Source organism: Tenacibaculum skagerrakense (genome assembly GCF_004345825.1).
GTDB classification, from domain to species: Bacteria; Bacteroidota; Bacteroidia; order Flavobacteriales; family Flavobacteriaceae; genus Polaribacter; species Polaribacter skagerrakensis.
Map to the genome: position 1 here is coordinate 1 of NZ_SLXM01000009.1, position 19,755 is coordinate 19,755.

A 19,755-nucleotide genomic window follows, 5' to 3' on the forward strand; every position below is an offset into this window, starting at 1 on the left:
GGACTTTGAGGGTGCAGCACCAACGTTTACAAGTTTTGGAGGTGCAGGTGTTGATGTAATTGCCAATCCAGATGCAAGTGGTGCTAATACTACAGGCAATGTTGCTAGACTTACCAAGACTAGTGGCGCAGAGATTTGGGCAGGAGGATTCTTTGAGATTGCTTCACCATTAGATTTAGCAAACTACTCAAAGATTAGTGTTAAAACATGGTCACCAAAACAAGGCGCAGTTGTAAAGTTAAAATTAGAGAACCAAGATGCAAGTGTTACACACGAGGTTGATGTAAATACAACGGTTGCGAATCAGTGGGAACAATTAATTTACGATTTCAGTGGTGCACCAACAGCAGATTATGTTCGTATTGTTATCTTCTTTGACTTTGGAAATAACGGAGATGATTCTGAGTATTACTATGATGAGATAGAGTTAGTAAATGATTCAGGCGGACCACAACCTTTAGTGTTCCAAGATTTTGAAGGTACAGCACCGGCATTTACGGTATTTGGAAATATTGCAGGAATAGATGTAATTGCCAATCCAGATGCTACAGGAGCTAATACTACGGCAAATGTTGCACGATTAACAAAAACAAGTGGCGCAGAGGTTTGGGCAGGTGCCTTTTTTGAAACAGATTTACCATTAGATTTTAGTACCTATAGTAAAATCAGTGTTAAAACATGGTCACCAAAGCAAGGAGCAGTAGTTAAGGTAAAGTTAGAGAATCAGGATGCTAGTGTTACTCATGAGATAGATGTGAACACTACAGTTGCTAACCAATGGGAAGAGTTGGTGTATGATTTTAGTGGCGCACCAACAGCGGATTATGTTCGTGTAGTTATCTTCTTTGATTTTGGGAATAATGGAGACGATAGTGTTTATTATTTCGATCAGTACACATTAACCAATTAAAAAAGTAAAAGATGAGATTAAAATATATATCAAGAGTAGTCTGTATTGCTTTCATGAGTATTTTCTTCAATAGTTGTGAAGAGAAGGAGTATGAGTTTGGTGATATTACCACTCCGTCAAATATCGATATAGTAGCTACGATAGTTGGTCAAGATGCTACCAACCCAAATGGAGATGGAAGTGGAACGGTTCATTTTGAAGCTACGGCTAGTAATGCGTTATCGTATAAGTTTGTGTATAACGGTTCAGAATCGGTAAAGCCAAACGGTCGCATGACGTATAACTTTAGTGAATTAGGAGTAAATACCTATACAGTTACAGTGATAGCCGTTGGAGCAGGAGGAGTTTCTTCAAGCAAAACGATTCAAGTAGATGTGTTAGCGTTGTACTCTGCACCAGATGATTTAAAGACGTTGTTATATGGATACGACCCATCGAATCCAACAGCGGCAAGTTCAAAGACATGGCGAGTAAAAGCAGAAATAGGAGCTCACTTTGGATTAGGTCCAGTTGGCGGATCTGTTTTTGCAGAGTGGTATCAAGCAGGCGCTAATGAGAAAGATGGAGTAGGAATGTATGACGATCGTTTTACGTTTCATTCAGATGGAACCTTTGAATATGTGACCAATGGTGATGTGTTTGGTAGAGTAAACTTAATAGACCAGTTAGGCGGTTCAGGCGGAACAGTTGATGGAGCAGATGTGCTGAATTATTCTTATGGAGATTATTCAGAGAATTGGACATTAACCGCACCAGGAGGTGTTGAGACTTTATCACTTACAGGAATAGGATTTATTGGATATTACATAGGAAATCATACATATGAGATTTTCAGTAGAAGTAACCCAAATGAAATGTCGTTACGTATTACCGATGGTAACAATGAGTTTGATTGGTGGTTTGTAATTACCTCAGAAGACCCAGCTCCACCATCGGCACCTTATGTGTACAATAATTTAGTTTGGGAAGATGATTTCAACACAGATGGAGCACCAGATGCATCAAAATGGACGTATGATATTGGAACAGGAAGCAATGGATGGGGAAATAATGAGGTTCAGTATTATACAGATAGAGCAGACAATGCAGTTGTAAGCAACGGAAACTTAATAATCACAGCAAAGAAAGAAGACTTTTCAGGAAGTGGTTATACATCAGCAAGATTAAAGACACAAGGATTATATAACTTTACCTATGGTAGAGTAGAAGTAAGAGCAAAGTTACCAGATGGAGCAGGAACATGGCCTGCGATTTGGATGTTAGGTTCTAATTTTCCAACGGTTGGATGGCCAGTATGTGGAGAGATTGATATAATGGAGCAAACAGGAGGTGATAAGAACTCAGTATTATCTGCTGCACATTGGTTTGATACTACAAATAATGTAAAGGCTGATTTTACTCAAAACACATCAATAACCAATGCTACATCTGATTTTCATGTGTATACCATGGAATGGACAGATCAGAGCATTACGGTATATTTAGATGATGTAAAATATTATGAGTTAACAAATTCATCATCTTTACCTTTTAATGACAACTTCTTTTTGATATTAAACATAGCAATGGGAGGAACTTTAGGAGGAAGTATAGATGCTGGATTTACCGAATCTACCATGGAAGTAGATTATGTAAGAGTTTATCAATAAATGTGTAAATGGTTTGAGTTAATTTAAAGAGGTTAACTTTGATTCCAGTTAACCTCTTTTTAAAACGATTGTATGAGAAAAATTCTAATCCTCAATTTAGTGATTATATCTTTTTTAAGTTGTAATCAACAGGCTGCTACAAAAACTTCAAATAATAATGTGATTGATCAAAAAGTAGATTCGCTTCTACAATTAATGACATTAGAAGAAAAAATTGGACAAATGAACCAATACAATGGTTTTTGGGATGTTACCGGTCCAGTACCTAGTGCAGGTGATGCAGCCAAGAAGTTCGAGCATCTTAAAAAAGGCTGGGTAGGTTCTATGTTGAATGTGAGAGGTGTTGAAAACGTTCGTAAGGTTCAAAAAATAGCTGTAGAAGAAAGCCGACTAGGAATTCCCTTAATTATTGGTTTTGATGTAATTCACGGTTATGAAACTCAGAGTCCAATTCCGTTAGCTGAATCTGCAAGTTGGGATTTAGAAGCAATTAAAAAATCAGCTCAAATGGCAGCTAAAGAAGCTGCAGCAGCTGGAATAAACTGGACATTTGCTCCTATGGTTGATATTTCCAGAGATGCAAGATGGGGAAGAGTAATGGAAGGTGCTGGTGAAGACCCTTATTTAGGTAGTAAAATTGGAGTAGCAAGAGTAGAAGGTTTTCAAGGAGACGATTTATCAAATCCATATACTATAGCAGCATGCGCAAAGCATTTTGCAGCGTATGGTTTTGCCGAATCTGGTAAAGATTATAACACAGCAGATGTTGGTTTATCAACTTTATACAACACTATTTTACCACCATTTAAAGCTGCTCATGAGGCAGGAGTAAAAACGTTCATGAATTCGTTTAATGAGTTAAATGGAATTCCAGCTACAGGTGATAAATTTTTACAAAGAGATATCTTAAAAGGAGAATGGAATTATGAAGGTTTTGTAGTTTCCGATTGGGGTTCTATCATGGAAATGATGGCTCACGGATATGCAAAAGATAAAAAACATGCTGCAGAATTAGCTGCAAATGCTGGTTCGGATATGGACATGGAATCATATGCTTATGTAAATGAATTAGCTTCATTAGTAAAAGAAGGCAAGGTTTCAGAGGAACATATCACAGATGCAGCTAGAAGGATTTTACGTGTAAAATTCGAATTAGGACTTTTTGAAGATCCTTATAAGTATTGTGATGAGAGTAGAGAAAAAGAAATAATCGGAAGCAAAGAAATGCATGATGCAGCGCTAGATATGGCTAAAAAATCAATTGTACTTCTTAAAAACGAGGATAATCTTTTACCTCTTAAAAAGAATGGACAAAAAATAGCTTTGATAGGAGCCTTAGCTTCAGATACTAATAGTCCTCTAGGAAACTGGAGATTGGCAGCAAAAGATAATTCTGCTGTTTCTGTTGTAGAAGGAATGAAAGCATACAAGGAAAATGAACTGATGTATGCAGAAGGAACTACATTATACTTAGGTGAAACAAATTTTCCAAGTGAGTTAGTTTTAAATACTACAGATAAGTCTAAATTTAATGAAGCAGTGTCTATTGCTAAAAAAGCAGATGTTGTTGTTATGGTTTTAGGTGAAGTTGGTTATCAAAGTGGAGAGGCTAGAAGTAGGTCAAAACTTGATTTACCGGGACTTCAGCAAGAATTATTAGAAACCATATATAAGGTTAATAAAAACATTGTTTTGGTTTTAAATAATGGTAGACCTCTTGCAATCACTTGGGCAGATGAAAACATTCCTGCAATAGTGGAAGCTTGGCAATTAGGTTCTCAAGCAGGAAATGCAATTGCACAAGTTTTGTATGGAGATTATAATCCAAGTGGAAAGTTACCAATGACATTCCCAAGATCGGTTGGTCAAGTGCCTATTTACTATAACTATAAGAATACTGGAAGACCAGGTCCTAAAAAAGAAGTTTTTTGGTCACATTATCAAGATGAAACGAATAAACCATTGTACCCTTTTGGTTACGGTTTAAGTTATACCTCCTTTGAGTATAAAAATTTAAAGGCCTCAATTAGTTCTGGAAATATTGAAGTATCCGTAGATATTACTAACACAGGAACTGTTGAAGGAAAAGAGGTCGCGCAGTTATATATTAGAGATGTAATAGCAAGTGTAACAAGACCCGTTAAAGAGTTAAAAGGATTTGAAATGATAGCATTAAATCCTTCTGAAACAAAAACGGTAACGTTTAAACTTACTAAAGATGAATTAGGATTTTATAATAATCAGAGAGAGTTTGTAGTTGAACCTGGTGAATTTAAAATCTTTGTTGGAGGTTCTTCGGATAGCAATTTGGAAACAACAATTGATTACAAATGAAATTAATTAAACTATTTTCTTTATTTATTTTACTAATTAATTTTTCTTGTAAGATGCAAGAAGATAAAAAACTGTTATTTAATCAGGATTTTAATCATAACAGCTTAAATGATAGTTTATGGAGTTATGACTTAGGTGATGGTTGCCCTAATTTATGTGGTTGGGGGAATAATGAATTACAGTTATATTCTAAAGAAAATATTGCTATTAGAGATGGTAAACTAATAATTTCTGCCACAAAAAAAGATTCTTCATATTACTCAGGTAAAATTCATACTAAAGATAAATTTGAATTTAAGTATGGTACGTTTGAAGCCAGAGCTAAACTTCCTAAAGGTCATGGTTTATGGCCAGCAATTTGGATGTTAGGAAACGATATTGATGAAAATGCCTGGCCTGGATGTGGAGAAATAGATATTATGGAACATGTAGGTAAAGAGCCAAATAAAATTTTTGCCTCACTGCATAATGCTTCAAGCTTTGGAAATACCATAAATTCGAAAAAAGTTGAAATAAAAAACGTTCAAGACGAATTTCATATATATAAAATGGAATGGACAGAAGATCATATTCGATTTTTTATAGATGATAACGAAATTTATACCTATGCACCAGAAAATAAAGACGATAAAAATTGGCCTTACAATAAACCTTTTTATTTGATTTTGAATCTGGCTATTGGGGGAAATTTTGGTGGACCTGAAGTGGATAATAGTATTTTTCCTCAGGAGTTTATTATTGATTATATCAAAGTATATTCACATCAATAATATATTTTAATTGAAAACTTGTATATTGTATTGAAATTCAGGTAAGTATGTGAGTGTATTGGTTGAAAGGGAGATTAATTTAAAAGACCAACATTGTTGTTTACACTTATGACTTATTTAGTGATTAAAAGGGGATTTACACTGAATAAGTATGTTTACTTACACATATGCACAAATTGAAAATTTTTTTCAATTTGTGCTTTCTTTTTTATGTATTGTAGAAGTGTTTTTTGTTGGTAAATATGCAAAATTATCAACTGTTTATTCTCTTTTTAATTCAAATTGGACTTTTACTTTACCATACCATTCAGGCTTTTTACCATCAGGGTATGTTTCATCAAACATTGTTAATGAGATGTTTTCAGAACCAATAATTTCAATTCTATAATATTGATGTCCATTTTCAAATCCTGGTACTTTAGCAATGTCAGGAATTGCATGTATAGTATTGTCTTCAATCACATAAGAACCACTGTTAAAAACAATACTTTGAAATGCTTTTTTAATTTCTAAATCTGCTGGTTTCGATAAATTTTTAAAAGGAGTTCTTTCATTCATCATAGGATTATACATAACAGCATAGTTTTTTTTATTAAAAATAAATCTCCCATACTTAATTTGGTTAACCACATATGTTGTATCAGGGTAATGGTATTTAATTGCATGAACCTTCCAAGAGCCTTCAAGTTGCTTTTGCTTTTTAAGTTGATCTAGGTTATTAAAGAATTTTACAAGTTGATTGTTGTTATAAGCTGTAGCTAAATCATAAGCCGAATACTTATTTCCTTCTAAGACTTTTTCATGATAGTTTGCCCCATGTCTTACTAACATTTTTACAAAGTCTGTGTTATTTTTTGTTAAAGCCCAAATTAAAGCTGATGCATTATTTATAACTTCTTTGTGATTAATTTTAGCTCCATTTTGTATTAATAATTCACCAATTTTAATATGATTTCCATAAGCAGCAGCTATAAGAGGAGTTAATTGGTATTTTATATCTGTTGTATTTGGATTGGCTCCTGCTTTTAAAAGTAACTTTACACTTTCAATACTCCCAAAACGAGCTGCCCAAGCTAAAGGAGTTTGACCTACTCTGTTTAAAGCATTTACATTTGCACCTTTATGTAAAAGTAAGAGGATTAACTCGTTATAATTTTCTTGTGCAGCAAGTTGTAGTATTGGGATCCCTAAGATATCTTTTAAATCAGGAGAAACTCCTTTATCTATTAACTCTTGTGTTTGTTTTATATCATTATTCCTAACAGCATTTAGCATTTTAAGTTGTTTTTTACTGTATGGTTTGTTAGGAACATATTTTCGAAAAACGTTAGCAACACTATCGTTATGCCATAATCGATAAGCAACATCAATGGCCGTTCCATGTTTACTTTGTAAGTAAAGGTCTGCACCATTTTCTAATAAAAGACTCATTATAGATACATGTCCATAGTAAGTAGCCCAATTTAGTGCATGGTCTTTATTAATATCTATAGCATTTATTTTAGCATTTTTTTCTATTAAAAGCTTACAAAGTTGAACATTCCCCGTTGAAGTAGCATACATTAGAGGTGTTCCTTGAAGACCATTTTGTTCCTTTAAATTAACATTTGAGCCTTTGCCAATTAAGGTTTTTACTGCTAAAACATCTTTCTGTAAGATTACATTAATTAATGGAGTTCTTCCTTTTTCATCAAAAGTATTAACTGAATTTTGAGCATTGGTAATATTTAAAAACAGAAGTGTAGTAATTAAGGAATATATTGTTGAGTTCATTAGTTTGTATTTATCGAACCCAAAATTCAATACTTAAAGTAAGAAGATAAATTTTTTCAATAGCTATTATGTAAACAACAATGATTGTTTACATTTTTTGATGCGATTTCCTAAATTTTGAAGGTGTAGTGTTTTCAAATTTTGAAAAAGCCTTGTAGAAAGTAACTTTATTATTAAAACCAGACTCTTCTGCAATGGCCTCAATTTTTAGATGTTGATATTCTGAAGATTTTAAAAGGTTTTTAGAATATTCAATTCTATATCTATTTACAAAATCATTAAAATTTTCTTTTATCTCATTGGAAAATGTTTGAGAAAGATAGTGTGGTTTAGTATTTAATTTATTGGCTAAATAATCAATATTAAGTTGCTTGTTTAAATACGGTAATTCATGTTCAAATAGTACTAACAGACTTTCTTTTAACTGTACAATTTCTCTGTGACTCAAATTTGAATGTGCGTACTTTTTTTTAATCTCTTGAAAAAATTTGGGATTTTCATATAAAACATACCCAATTAAGAATATAATAAAGTTGTTTAGTAAATAATAAAGAGAAAAATCTCTCCATGTATTGGCAAAAAAAACTAATAGCGAAATAACTATTGTTGAAGTAAAGTATAACAGAGACAAACTTCCTACATAGAATTTTGTATTTACTTCTACTTCTTTTTGATGTTTTTTATACAGTAGAATTAGTATTACTCCGTAAACTATTTGATGAGCACTTCTAAAGTAATTCAAAGGCATAATGTAATTGAAAAATATATCTCTATTATCAAAGTAGGAAATTCTTTCTTCTGTAGACATCATTATAGAATCCATCATATAAATATTCAATAGTATAAGGGGAATAAAATGGAGGAAATAGCTTTTGTGTAAAGTAAAGTTTTTTTCTAGAATAGATTTAAAATGCAAATACAAGATAGGTCCATAAATAATTCCTAAAGAAAAATAAAAGCGTACTCTTAATTCAGGATAAATTAGTCCTGCCTTACTAGTTCCAAATAAAAAATACAGAATTTCAAAACCAAATAATACAGCGAAAACAGCAATACTTTTATTTTTTATAGAATTCTCCTTAAAAAATATTCCTCCAGCAATAAACAGGGTAAAAAGAGCTTGAATTAATAGTATTAAGCGGATGATGCTCATGTAAAATTGTTATCTAATTATAGTGAAAGTGGTAAAACTACGTATTGTAATTATTTTCATGGATAATTTATTGAATATAAAAGTAAAGAATAATTGTTTTTAACTATTTATTACTCATTTATTCTTGTTCTTTTAGATAAGAGAATTAGTAAAGTAACTTCATCGGTAAATTACAATGAAAATCATATTGAAATCAGTTTAAATTCTTCATATAATCGGACAATTTAATGCGTTTTTTTACACTTCATCTAAACTTTAAGGCATTTGGTCTAAGCAACTTTACGTTGTTTTGTTGTGGTAATAAACATATGTTAAAAAAAAATTACTTTTAACGTCAATCAATCAAAAAATTAAGTTCTAAAGTTGAGAATTTATATAACCTACCCTAAAAATGAAAACAGTACAGTTACAAAAAAGGAGAGATGCTGACTGGGAATATTTAGGTGAAAATATTCCATTAAAAAACCCTTTAGTATTAGTTTTTGGAAACAGGTATTTACTTGAAGACGAAAACATATACAACGAGGTTAGAGCAATATTTAAAGATGGACATATCGTTTTTGGATCAACAGCAGGCGATATCACAGCTGAACATGTTGAAGTAAAATCGATTACAATAACTGCAATTGAGTTTGAAAAAAGCTGTTTCGAAATCAAACGCATAAATGTATTAGAATCTAACTCAAATAGTTTCGATACAGGAAAAGAATTGATTAATCAGCTTCCTAAAGAAGGATTGAAGCATGTTTTTATTGTTTCTGAAGGCAGATTTATGAACGGAAGTGAGTTAACTCAAGGAATGAATGCTGCCACAAATAGCGATTTATTAATAACTGGAGCTCTTTGTGGAGATGATGGTAGATTCCAAAAAACAGTAGCTGCTTACAATGAAAATCCTAAACCAGGTGAAGTAATAGCAATAGGTTTATACGGAGAAACTTTGGAAGTATCTTTTTCTATAAATGATGGTTGGACTCCTTTTGGACCTGACAGAATAGTAACGAAATCTAAAGGAAATATTTTGTACGAATTAGACGACAAACCTGCGTTGGATTTATACAAAAAATACCTTGGAGAAAAATCTAAAGAGTTACCTGGAGCGGCACTTTTATATCCTTTAAAAGTTAAATCATGTAATGAAAATCATTCTATTGTAAGAACAATTTTAAATATTGACGAGGAAAATCATTCGATGATTTTAGCAGGAAATATATTAGAAGGAGAGAAGGTCCAGTTAATGATGACGCATGTAGATAATATTGTAAATGCGTCTGAATTAGCTGCCGAGAACGCTAATAAAATAAGACAAAACAAACCAGAATTAGCAATTTTAGTGAGTTGTATTGGACGAAAGTTGGTGCTTGATCAACGTGTAGAAGAAGAAGTAGAAGAAGTTATTGAAATTATAGGTAAACAAGCAACTGTTTGTGGCATGTATTCATATGGAGAAATCGCTCCTTTTAATGGTGAAAATAATTGTCAATTGCACAACCAAACAATGACAATTACCCTAATCAGTGAATGATGAATTCTCTTTTAAAAAGACAAATAAGCAAGTTTTTACCTGATTATCTTCAGCACAATGAAGATTTGGATGTTTTTTTAGAAGCTATAGGTAAGTCTTATAATTTTTACGACCAACAATCCTTAATGTTACAAAGAGCTACTACTATTAGCTCAGAGGAATTGTCAGTTGCTAGTGAAAATCTTCAAAAACAGACGGATGCCCAAAAAGAAATCATAGAAAAATTAAAGAATGTCATTCATACATTGAAGTTTTATGAGTTAGAAGAAGACGCTTCTTTAGAAGGTTCCAATTCTTTGAAATTAATTGATTTTATTAATCATCAAACTAAGGAGATTATAAATATTAATAAAGAAAAGGATAAGCTATTAAAGTATTTGAAGCGACAAAATCAAGAACTCAATGATTATGCTCATATGGTTTCTCACGATTTGGTTACGCCGCTTCAAAATATTGAAACTCTAGCTCATTTAATTGAAGATGATTACAGAGATGAAATTGATGCTACTGGAGTGCAAAAATTAAAATTGATAAGTGAAAATGTACATCGAGTAGAAACTTTAATTAGTGCAATTAGAGATTATTCCTCTATAAAAATTGTAGGTAAAGAAGATCTTGAAATAGATCTGCACAAAATAATTGATGATACTATTCAAGAACTTTCTATAGATGAAAATATTAGGATAAAAATTAAAGATGATTTACCGAAACTAAAAGGAGAGAAAAATTGCTTTAAACACTTATTTTTTAATCTAATAAAAAATGCTATTAAGTTTAATGATAAAGATAAAAAGGAAATTGAAATTGGTTATAATGAAGAAGAAGGTTTCTGGAAGTTTTACATAAAAGATAACGGAAATGGTATAGACGAACCCTATTTGAAAAAAGTTTTTTTAGCTTTTTTTAAATTAGAAAACAACACTAAATCTGCTGGGTTAGGATTGTCAATTGTAAAAAAAGTTACCGATTTGTATGAAGGAAACGTTTGGGCAGAATCAGAAGTTAATGAAGGTTCTACTTTTTTCTTCACAATAAAAAAATAAAAAAGAGATAGATTATTCTATAATAATCTATCTCTTCTATATTAATAAATCTTGTTATTATAAACTTTTTACAAAATCTAAAAACACCTCTTTATGTTTTTCTAAGTCCATGTTTCCAGATAAGGCAACTCTGGCAATATAATCTTTGTCTTCTTCTTTTGTAGTTCCTTGTGTAGAAGTAGCAGGAATTGTCCAATAACAACCTTTTAATTGTCCGTAACTTACACAGTATTTACTTTCATCTGGAATTTGGGTAATCATTAAATCAATTAATTTAAGATTTAATGCTCTTTTATAAGTTTCTCTTTCTTCCTTTGTATTACCTTTTGTAGGTAAATCTAATGAAAACACAGATGGCGTAAATCCTTCTTGTGCCAATTCCTCAGAAACAAAATTAATTTTAGCCTCTGGTAATACTTCTTCAATAAAAGTTACAAACTCACGAGTATTTTTGTAGGCGCTTTCAATCCTTTGATTCATTGAAGGCATTTGCGCTGCCAAAATTTGTAATTGCAAGTCGGTGGCTTCGTTATCACACAATTGAATATGATATGCTATTTTATCCATTAAGTAAGCTGCTTTTGTATTTGCTGTACAATACCCAGCTGTACATCTTCCACCACTTGGAAATTTAGAACCACTTACATAAGCTATTGTTTTAACTGATGAAAGTATTTCGTTATCTCCTAAGAAATGTACATTCGGACAAAATGTTTGGTCTAAAATAAAAACAGGTTCAATTGCTCTTTCATTTGAAGTAGTTTTTCGTTCTTTACTTAATACTTCTTTAAGTTTTAATAAATCCGGAACTTCAACTCTTGGATTCGTAGGAATTTCAGCTATGATATATGGAACGGCATTTTCTTTTGCAATAGTTTCTAATACTCTGTCAATACTATTTACCATATCATAACCGCCGTCAACAGGTAAATCCATTACTTCTACATTGTTTAAACATGCTGCAACTCTTCTTGCTTGGTCGTTTGTTCCTCCATAACAATTTGGTGGAACTACAATTTTAATTGGACGGTTATTATAATTCTCAATGGCATGATCAATCAATCCCATTACAATGGCATACTGAATTGAAAGTCCGCTAGAACCTACAACAGCATTAGTATTAACTCCAGTAATTTCTTTTATGGTTTTTAATACTGTTGTTTTATTTGCTTTGGTGTCAAAATTCGGTGAATCTTTAGTAGAATTTGTTAACTCCTGTAAAGCAATTAATGTATTGGCAGGAGTCATAGCTATTGTTTCCCTTCTTCTTACATGTTGTATTTCAGAAATATAATTTTTATTGTCATCTCCATTTACCAATAAAATACTTCCTAAGTCATTTCGGATATTAATGATAAAATCAACATTTACAGAGTTGTCAAAATTGTAAATATCTTTTTTGTTATCAAATAGAATAGTGGTTCCTTCAAAATCAGGGATTTCTTGAGTTGACTCTAATTGCTGTACTTGAAATTGATAACCATACACTTTCTTGACAGTTTCTATGTCAAAAGATTTTGGCAACTCATTTTTTACAAGAAGTAATGTATTCTTTTTTTCAAATATGTTTTTTCTAAGAACAGCTAAAATAGGAATGCTTTCAGAAGAAAAACTAATTACGTGGTCTGATGTTATTTGATTCAAATTAGCAATGGTCCATTCTAATACACAAGATAATGGATGTCCTAATCTAATATAATCAAATGCAGTAGGTAATTCGTTAAGTGCATTTGAACTGTAATTATTGCTTTTAAAAAGATTTTCAAATGTGTATAAAAACGCTGTTTTAGCAAGTTCTTCATTATAAATATCTAATCGATGTGTAGTAAGATGTAACCAATCTTTAGGTAAGTTAGTTAGTACGTTTTTTATATAATTTACTACCGTATTTTCTAGCATAATATATTTCTTGAAATAAGCTGCAAGATACGCCAATTTCAATTTTTAACCTTATAATTAGCTCAAGGTTTAACATTTTATCTAAACTTACTAGTTTTTCGTCTAAAGTAACGTAAGGTTGTTGTTGTCATATTTTCATTTTCTTGAAAAAACTCTTATTTTTAATACAAACTACAGTTATGAATATTTTAAAAAGGAGTTTAAATATTTTATTGATAGAAGATCATATGATTGAAATTGTTAAATTTAAAAAAACAGTTTCTTATCATGATTTAAAGCATAATATTACTGAAGCAAAAGATGCAGATGAAGCATTTAAAATCTTAGAAGATAAAAATAATCTACCGGATTTAATTTTATTAGATTTAAACATGCCTAGAATTAGCGGAATTGAGTTTTTATCTATTTTAAAAAAAGACGAAGATTTAAGGCATATTCCAACGGTTATATTAACTACATCCGATAATCAAAAAGATTTAGAAGAGTGTTATAGAATAGGCGTTTCGGGTTATGTATTAAAACCGTTAAAGTATAAAGATTACGAAACTAAAATTGAGGCAATTTTAACTTATTGGAGTTTAAACGAACTAAAAAAATATTAATTATGAAAGGGATTGTTTTTACTGAATTTTTGGATTTAGTTGAAGAAAAGTTTGGTATTGAAATGGTGGATAAAATAATTTCAGAATCTAATTTAGAGTCTGAAGGCGCCTATACTTCCATAGGAACTTATCGATTTTCAGAGATGTTACAATTATTACAGAGTTTACATAAAAACTCAGGTATTTCAATTGATAAGTTATTATTAACCTATGGAGAACATTTTTTTTCAGTTATAGATAAAAGTTACTCAGGATTATTAGCTACCTACAAAGACCCAATTGAAATGCTTTCTTCTATAGAAAATCATATACATGTTGAAGTGAAAAAGATTTATCCTGATGCAGAACTACCTGAGTTTGTTGTTGAGGAAAAAACAGAAGACTCTTTAATTTTGATTTATAAATCAAGTAGAGCCATGCATCATTTTGGTTTAGGATTAATGAATAAAACTTTTGAACATTTTAATAGTTCGGCAACCATAGTTTTAGAAAAGATTAAAGAAGACGGAACGGAAGTGAAGTTTGTGATTAAGAAAAACCCCCATGAATCTAGAGAAAATTGAAATTTTAGAAAGAACCTTAAAACGAGAACGGGCAGCGAGAAAGGCTGCTGAGAAAATTCTTGAAGACAAATCAAGAGAGCTTTATTTGTTGTCAGAAGAATTACAGGAAACAAACTTGAAATTAGAAAATCTCCTTGATGAAAAATCTTCTGAGCTAAAAGGTGTTTTTGAAAACATATTAGATGCTTACGTGGTCATGGATTTATCAGGTAACGTATTAAAGTTTAATGATGCAGCTACCGCTCTTTTTGGATATGATGTTACTAAAGAAAAACTAAATGTTCTGAACTTAATTTATGAGGAAGATGAAGTATATGCGATGACTTCCTTTGGAGAATTGAAAACAAAAGGTTTTTTTAAGAATTATGAAGCAAGAGTTATTACAAAAAGTAAAGAAATTAAGTGGGTGCATATAAATGCCAGTATAATTTTTGATAGAAATAATCTTCCAATTGCAGCACAAGGAATTGTTCGAGACATTACTCATTTAAAACTTTTAGAAGAACAGAAAAAGCAAATACTTAATAAGCTTGAGAAAAGTAATGAAGAGCTTTACGAATATGCACATGTAGTTTCTCATGATTTAAAATCACCTTTAAGAACCATAGATGCACTACTATCGTGGATTAAAGCAGATAATTTAGAGAAGTTTGATAGTGAAACTGTTCAAAATATCGAATTAATTGAGAAAACAGTTGAGAATATGGATAGTTTAATATCAGATATTCTTAGTTATTCAAGTGCAGATTTTGCCGCAGAAGAAGTAGATGTGAATTTAAATAAAGTTCTCCAAAATATAAAAACTACTTTATTTATTCCTACAAATATTACGTTAAGTATAAGTCCCAATTTACCAATTGTAAAAGGAGATAGTACTAAATTTCAACAATTATTTCAAAATTTAATAAGCAACGCAATTAAATTTAACGATAAAGAAGAAGGACTTATTGAAATTGATTTCATTGAAGAACCTACATTTTATCAGTTCTCAGTTAAAGACAACGGTTTAGGAATAGAAAAAGAATTTCATGAAAAAATATTTAAAGTATTTCAATCGCTAACAAAAAGAGAAGATTCAACCGGAATAGGCTTGTCTATAGTTAAGAAAATTGTAGACTTGTACAAAGGAAATATATGGTTAGAAAGCACTCCGAATGTAGGAACTACTTTTTATTTTACAATTAAAAAATGAAACTCATAAAAGAATAATGAATTCTCTTTTAAAAAGACAAATAAGGAAATATTTACCCAAAGATGTTTTGGAGAGTGGAAGGCTGGAAGAGTTTTTGGATGCTATAAATAGGTCTTATGAAAATTCTGATGACCAGTTTCTTATGTTACAAAGAGCCACAACTATTAGTTCAGAAGAGCTTTCCGAAGCAAGTGATAAACTGAAGGAAGAAACTAAAGAGCAACGAAAGCTTATTGAAAAGTTAAAAAGTGTATTAAATACATTGAAGGCTTATGAGTTGGAGGAAGGTACTATTACTGAAAGCTCGAATACATTAAGTTTATTAGATTTTATTGATAATCAAACCAAAGAAATTGTAAAAATTAATAAACAAAAGGATAAGTTACTTTATAATCTAGAACGTCAGAATCAGGAGTTAAATGATTATACGCATATGATTTCTCATGATTTGGTTTCTCCACTACAAAGTATAGAAACATTAACCCAATGGTTAATCGATGATCATAAAGAATATCTTAATGAAGAAGGAAAAAATCATATAGAATTAATAAGAGAGCACGTAGAGAAGATAGATACACTAGTGGCTTCTATTAGAAAGTATTCTAGAATCATCAGAACGGTTAAAACGTATTCAGATTTTGATTTGAATGATGTTATTCTTACCATACAAAGAGAATTAAGATTGCCAGAGAACGTTAAAATTTATATTCCTAGAAGTTTACCAACGCTCAATGGAGATAAGTATTGTTGTAAAGAGTTGTTTATCAATTTAATAGATAACGCAGTAAAGTTTAACGATAAAGAAAATCAGCAAATTGAAGTAGGATATGAAGAGTCAGACTCTTACTGGAAATTTTATGTAAAAGATAACGGAAAAGGAATAGACAGTGCTTACCTCGAAAAAGTATTTGTGGCGTTTGCTAAACTAGAAAACGATTATAAGTCGGCAGGAATGGGATTAGCAATTGTGAAAAAAATCATAGATGTATATCAAGGAAAAGTCTGGATAGAATCTGAATTAAATAAAGGAACTACGGTATACTTCACTATAAAAAAATAGTAATGGAAACACCCAATCTAAATTATCTTAAAGAGTTAGCCAGAGGAGATCAAGAACTCATTAATCAATTAAAGGAGGTTTTAAAAACTGAATTTCCTGAAGAAAAAAAAGATTATTACGATAGTTTAGAAGCCAAAAACTATAAATTAATAGCCGAGAATGTACATAGAATTAAACATAAAATTAGTATTTTAGGACTTGAGATAGCTTATAAACTAGCAAATGATTATGAAAATGAATTGAGAGCATCAAATTCTGATAAAAAAGATGCTTTTGAGAACATACTAGTAGTTATCTCAAACTATTTGAAAACTATATAAATTTTATGGACTGTATTGTTATTGATGATGAGAAAATGGCCCGAATCATCATTAAAACTTTTTGCGATGAAACAAAAGACATCAATGTTGTTGAAGAGTTTTCTAATTCAATGGATGCCTTTAAATTCTTACACTCAAATAAAGTAGACCTAATCTTTTTGGATATTCACATGCCTGGGTTTTCAGGATTGGACTTTATTAAAACATTAAAAGATCCGCCTAAAGTAATATTTACTACATCCGACTCTAAGTTTGCTATTGAGGCATTTGAATATAATTTTATTGTAGATTATTTATTAAAACCTGTTTCTGCCGAAAGGTTTACTAAGGCTATTGAAAAAGCTCAAAAACTTATTTATTTAGAGAACTTAGATAGTTCAGAAAAACCAACGAGCAATTCGAACCAAGAAGAAGAAGAGGAACATAAAAATGATTTCTACGTAAACATAGATAGAAGGTTAGTGAAAATTGACTTACCATCAATTTGTTATGTTCAGGCTAAAGGAGATTATATCTATGTAAAAACAGATGCTAACGAATATGAAGTACATGCTTCTTTGAAAAAAATTGAGCAAAAGTTGCCTTCTTCACTTTTTTTAAAAGTACATAGATCTTACATTATTAATGTCAAAAAAATAATTGATATAGAAGATAATAGTGTGCTTATCAATAGAGATGTAATTCCAGTTAGTAGATCTAACAGGCCAGACCTAATGAAAAGGCTAGATTTATTATAAAAGACAACTTCCTTTTCTTAAAACATTTTAGAGGTTTCAAATATTGGCTTTTTTAAAATATAGTATTTAAACTGAATTCCCATTTCTGTAAATGTAAATCCAGTTGCAATAGTTGAAGCAATATTACTATGCGCTGCGAACAGATTTATAATACTTCTGTTTGAAAGCTTATAACCCAATTTTCCTTGAAATCTGTATGTGTTTTGCTTGTTTTGATCTTCGATGTATTGAAAACCAGTTGCAGCTGTTAATTCGTAAAACCATCCTTTTCCATCAATAGTTACTTCATCTTTAATAATATTCATAAATATTTCAGCAGCGTTAAATCGCTCCGGACTAAAATAGATTGTTGGAACTTGATTTTTAAAAGATATATTCTGGTAATTCACACCTGCTTTCAAAGAAGGTTTTTGAAGAATGTTATAGTATAATGAGGCAAACAGTAAATTTCTGGTGTTATTATCATTTTGAGTTGTGTAAAAATATTGAGAAAATAATCCAAGGTTAAAGTTGGTGTTCAAACTATAATTAACAAAGAAGTTATCTTGAATAATTTCTCTATCCTGAAGCTCTGTATTAAAATTTTGCATTTCTCTTTTATAACCAAAATCGAGATTTTGAAGTTTAAACGGTTTAAAATTAAAGCTCAGATTAGTTAAAAACTGAGTGTAATTATTTGCGTCAGATTCAGAAGCAAAAACACCTGCATCTCCAGTAAAGGTTAAATTATTTAGTAGTTGATAGGAAAAACCTAAGCTAAAATTGTTCGATTTGGCACTAATATCACTAATATTATTCGAATTAGTCCTGTAATTGTAATTTCCTAAAAGTTTGAATTTTAAAGAAATCGGTAACTCGCTATTAATCGAGTAGGAGTAAGCCTCATTATTTCCATTATCAAAAGAATAGGAAGCCTTTGTATTTACAAAAGGCGTAAAAGTTCTATCTAAATTTTTAATAAAAAATAAAGCATCTTTTTGATTTTTATAAAAATGCAACGTCTTGTCAGCATACACATAAGCATTTTTAAAATCTCCCATAGCCTTTGAAGCATTAGCTTTTCCTAAGTTCCCATCGAAAGAAGTACTATCATTTTCTAGTAATAAATCATACTTATGAATACTTTTTTTAAAATCGTTTTTGTAGATATTTAAGGTAGCTTGTAAGGCTAAAACCCAATTTGCAGACGTTTCATTTTTAGTTGTAAGCTTATTGATTTCCTTTTCCGCTTCTTTAAATTTTCTATTCCATATCAATGCTTGAATATATCTTTCAATGGTTTGCTCTTTTAAAGAAGTAATAGTTTTAACATCTATAAGATCCATAGCCTTAGTACTAACATTTAAAGCTTCCTTATCTTTTTCATTGATATGGTTTGTGAGTGAGATTCCGTTTAAAGAAATTAAAATAGCATTTGGGTTTTTACCAATTCGTTCAAATGTTTGTTGTGCTTTATTATTTTGTTCGGAAATCAGATACAAGTTGGCTAAGTTTTGTAGCGTTTCTGTGTCATCTTCAAAATCATTTAAATTTTCCAATAAAATATCTTCAGCTTCCTTGTAATCTTGAGTTTGAATTTTATTGTTAGCCAATCCAAACCGGATATACTTTTTTGAAAGCAAAGCGTTGTTATTTCCTGGAGATACAACCAAGGCTTTATCAACATACGTTAAGGCTTTATTGTATTCTTTTAGGTTAGAAAAGGTATTAGCATATCCCAACAATGCTGGAAAACTTGTACTGTCTTCTGCTACTAAATCTTTATAATATTCTTTTGCTGATGAGAATTTATTATTCCAAAGTAACGATTCAGCATAATTCAATTTTATTTCATAATCTGTGGGATACGCTTCCAACAGTTTTTTAAAAATAGTAACTGCTTTATCAGAGTTTCCATTTAAACCAACGGCTCTACCGTAACATAATCGAGCGGTTTTGTTACTTGGATAATCTTTTAATATAGTTTCAAAAAAAAGTTCAGCTTGTTGATATTTTCCATTTTCTAGATAAGAAAAACCCTCTTTCATATCTTGAGTAACCCCAAAATAACAGGTAAATAGTAAATAAACTATGATAAAACGTTTGACTTTCATATTGCTTTTTTATTGACTACAAGTTAAGCAATACCATTTAATCATTAAACCCCAGAAAATGGTTTTTAGACCATACATGTATTTTTTTTATTGATTTTAAAATGAAATTAGCGATATCAATAATTAAAAAAC

At 30.7% G+C, this 19,755-nt stretch carries 15 protein-coding genes and 1 pseudogene; 12 read left to right on the forward strand and 4 right to left on the reverse strand.

Going from position 1 to position 19,755, the window contains the following annotated elements:
• The 4 genes and pseudogenes from EV195_RS16755 to EV195_RS13725 form a co-directional block, all read left to right on the forward strand.
• Window positions 1-910: pseudogene (locus EV195_RS16755) on the forward strand (hypothetical protein); the annotation flags it as partial.
• An 11-nt stretch (window positions 911-921) separates the two neighbouring features.
• On the forward strand, window positions 922-2,559 hold the full coding sequence (locus EV195_RS13715) for a glycoside hydrolase family 16 protein (protein ID WP_132795538.1): 1,638 nt from the start codon (window positions 922-924) through the stop codon (window positions 2,557-2,559).
• 72 nt (window positions 2,560-2,631) lie between these two features.
• Window positions 2,632-4,893 carry a beta-glucosidase BglX gene (gene bglX, locus EV195_RS13720; RefSeq protein ID WP_132795539.1) on the forward strand — a complete coding sequence of 754 codons (2,262 nt, stop codon included), beginning with the start codon at window positions 2,632-2,634 and terminating at the stop codon, window positions 4,891-4,893.
• Window positions 4,890-5,663: a glycoside hydrolase family 16 protein gene (locus tag EV195_RS13725; RefSeq protein WP_132795540.1), complete on the forward strand. Its 774-nt coding sequence runs from the start codon at window positions 4,890-4,892 to the stop codon at window positions 5,661-5,663. Before bglX ends, EV195_RS13725 begins: the two co-directional genes overlap by 4 nt.
• A gap of 261 nt (window positions 5,664-5,924) precedes the next feature.
• On the opposite strand, the gene EV195_RS13730 is transcribed toward EV195_RS13725, so the two are convergent.
• Together EV195_RS13730 and EV195_RS13735 are read right to left on the reverse strand one after the other, a co-directional pair.
• Window positions 5,925-7,436, reverse strand: a complete 1,512-nt coding sequence (locus EV195_RS13730; protein WP_132795541.1) for an ankyrin repeat domain-containing protein — start codon at window positions 7,434-7,436, stop codon at window positions 5,925-5,927.
• An 88-nt stretch (window positions 7,437-7,524) separates the two neighbouring features.
• Entirely contained in the window at window positions 7,525-8,589 is a 1,065-nt protein-coding gene (locus EV195_RS13735; RefSeq protein ID WP_132795542.1) for a helix-turn-helix domain-containing protein, read from the reverse strand.
• A 391-nt stretch (window positions 8,590-8,980) separates the two neighbouring features.
• On the opposite strand from EV195_RS13735, the gene EV195_RS13740 reads away from it, so the two are divergent.
• Window positions 8,981-10,114, forward strand: a complete 1,134-nt coding sequence (locus EV195_RS13740; RefSeq protein ID WP_132795543.1) for an FIST signal transduction protein — start codon at window positions 8,981-8,983, stop codon at window positions 10,112-10,114.
• The gene (locus tag EV195_RS13745) at window positions 10,111-11,157 is read left to right on the forward strand and encodes a sensor histidine kinase (RefSeq protein WP_243693128.1); all 1,047 of its coding nucleotides are present in this window, start codon (window positions 10,111-10,113) and stop codon (window positions 11,155-11,157) included. The genes EV195_RS13740 and EV195_RS13745 overlap by 4 nt, the downstream gene beginning before the upstream one ends.
• Window positions 11,158-11,214: 57 nt before the next feature.
• Here EV195_RS13745 and EV195_RS13750 read toward each other — a convergent pair whose 3' ends face one another.
• A complete protein-coding gene (locus EV195_RS13750; RefSeq protein WP_132795655.1) occupies window positions 11,215-13,056 on the reverse strand; it encodes a PLP-dependent aminotransferase family protein in 1,842 nt (613 codons plus the stop codon).
• Between the two features lie 179 nt (window positions 13,057-13,235).
• On the opposite strand from EV195_RS13750, the gene EV195_RS13755 reads away from it, so the two are divergent.
• The 6 genes from EV195_RS13755 to EV195_RS13780 are packed head-to-tail and all read left to right on the forward strand — an operon-like array spanning window position 13,236 to window position 17,530.
• Window positions 13,236-13,658 (forward strand): response regulator, encoded by a 423-nt coding sequence (locus EV195_RS13755; RefSeq protein ID WP_132795544.1) that lies wholly within the window; start codon window positions 13,236-13,238, stop codon window positions 13,656-13,658.
• Window positions 13,659-13,660: 2 nt separating this feature from the next.
• Window positions 13,661-14,221: a heme NO-binding domain-containing protein gene (locus EV195_RS13760; RefSeq protein WP_132795545.1), complete on the forward strand. Its 561-nt coding sequence runs from the start codon at window positions 13,661-13,663 to the stop codon at window positions 14,219-14,221.
• A complete protein-coding gene (locus EV195_RS13765; RefSeq protein ID WP_132795546.1) occupies window positions 14,202-15,413 on the forward strand; it encodes a sensor histidine kinase in 1,212 nt (403 codons plus the stop codon). Before EV195_RS13760 ends, EV195_RS13765 begins: the two co-directional genes overlap by 20 nt.
• A gap of 16 nt (window positions 15,414-15,429) precedes the next feature.
• Window positions 15,430-16,473 carry a sensor histidine kinase gene (locus tag EV195_RS13770; RefSeq protein WP_132795547.1) on the forward strand — a complete coding sequence of 348 codons (1,044 nt, stop codon included), beginning with the start codon at window positions 15,430-15,432 and terminating at the stop codon, window positions 16,471-16,473.
• Between the two features lie 2 nt (window positions 16,474-16,475).
• Complete coding sequence (locus EV195_RS13775) at window positions 16,476-16,793, forward strand: Hpt domain-containing protein (protein ID WP_132795548.1); 318 nt, start codon at window positions 16,476-16,478, stop codon at window positions 16,791-16,793.
• A gap of 5 nt (window positions 16,794-16,798) precedes the next feature.
• The gene (locus EV195_RS13780; protein ID WP_132795549.1) at window positions 16,799-17,530 is read left to right on the forward strand and encodes a LytR/AlgR family response regulator transcription factor; all 732 of its coding nucleotides are present in this window, start codon (window positions 16,799-16,801) and stop codon (window positions 17,528-17,530) included.
• Between the two features lie 17 nt (window positions 17,531-17,547).
• On the opposite strand, the gene EV195_RS13785 is transcribed toward EV195_RS13780, so the two are convergent.
• Complete coding sequence (locus EV195_RS13785; RefSeq protein ID WP_132795550.1) at window positions 17,548-19,623, reverse strand: tetratricopeptide repeat protein; 2,076 nt, start codon at window positions 19,621-19,623, stop codon at window positions 17,548-17,550.
• Window positions 19,624-19,755 lie beyond the last annotated feature (132 nt).

What these genes read in the sequence shown, in the direction of transcription:
- EV195_RS13770 (WP_132795547.1), top strand. Translation starts at nt 15,430, where the DNA reads ATGAATTCTCTTTTAAAAAGACAAATAAGGAAATATTTACCCAAAGAT.
- EV195_RS13735 (WP_132795542.1), bottom strand. Translation starts at nt 8,589, where the DNA reads ATGAGCATCATCCGCTTAATACTATTAATTCAAGCTCTTTTTACCCTG.
- EV195_RS13750 (WP_132795655.1), bottom strand. Translation starts at nt 13,056, where the DNA reads ATGCTAGAAAATACGGTAGTAAATTATATAAAAAACGTACTAACTAAC.
- EV195_RS13765 (WP_132795546.1), top strand. Translation starts at nt 14,202, where the DNA reads ATGAATCTAGAGAAAATTGAAATTTTAGAAAGAACCTTAAAACGAGAA.
- EV195_RS13755 (WP_132795544.1), top strand. Translation starts at nt 13,236, where the DNA reads ATGAATATTTTAAAAAGGAGTTTAAATATTTTATTGATAGAAGATCAT.
- EV195_RS13725 (WP_132795540.1), top strand. Translation starts at nt 4,890, where the DNA reads ATGAAATTAATTAAACTATTTTCTTTATTTATTTTACTAATTAATTTT.
- EV195_RS13715 (WP_132795538.1), top strand. Translation starts at nt 922, where the DNA reads ATGAGATTAAAATATATATCAAGAGTAGTCTGTATTGCTTTCATGAGT.
- EV195_RS13785 (WP_132795550.1), bottom strand. Translation starts at nt 19,623, where the DNA reads ATGAAAGTCAAACGTTTTATCATAGTTTATTTACTATTTACCTGTTAT.
- EV195_RS13775 (WP_132795548.1), top strand. Translation starts at nt 16,476, where the DNA reads ATGGAAACACCCAATCTAAATTATCTTAAAGAGTTAGCCAGAGGAGAT.
- EV195_RS13780 (WP_132795549.1), top strand. Translation starts at nt 16,799, where the DNA reads ATGGACTGTATTGTTATTGATGATGAGAAAATGGCCCGAATCATCATT.
- EV195_RS13730 (WP_132795541.1), bottom strand. Translation starts at nt 7,436, where the DNA reads ATGAACTCAACAATATATTCCTTAATTACTACACTTCTGTTTTTAAAT.
- EV195_RS13745 (WP_243693128.1), top strand. Translation starts at nt 10,111, where the DNA reads ATGATGAATTCTCTTTTAAAAAGACAAATAAGCAAGTTTTTACCTGAT.
- bglX (WP_132795539.1), top strand. Translation starts at nt 2,632, where the DNA reads ATGAGAAAAATTCTAATCCTCAATTTAGTGATTATATCTTTTTTAAGT.
- EV195_RS13740 (WP_132795543.1), top strand. Translation starts at nt 8,981, where the DNA reads ATGAAAACAGTACAGTTACAAAAAAGGAGAGATGCTGACTGGGAATAT.
- EV195_RS13760 (WP_132795545.1), top strand. Translation starts at nt 13,661, where the DNA reads ATGAAAGGGATTGTTTTTACTGAATTTTTGGATTTAGTTGAAGAAAAG.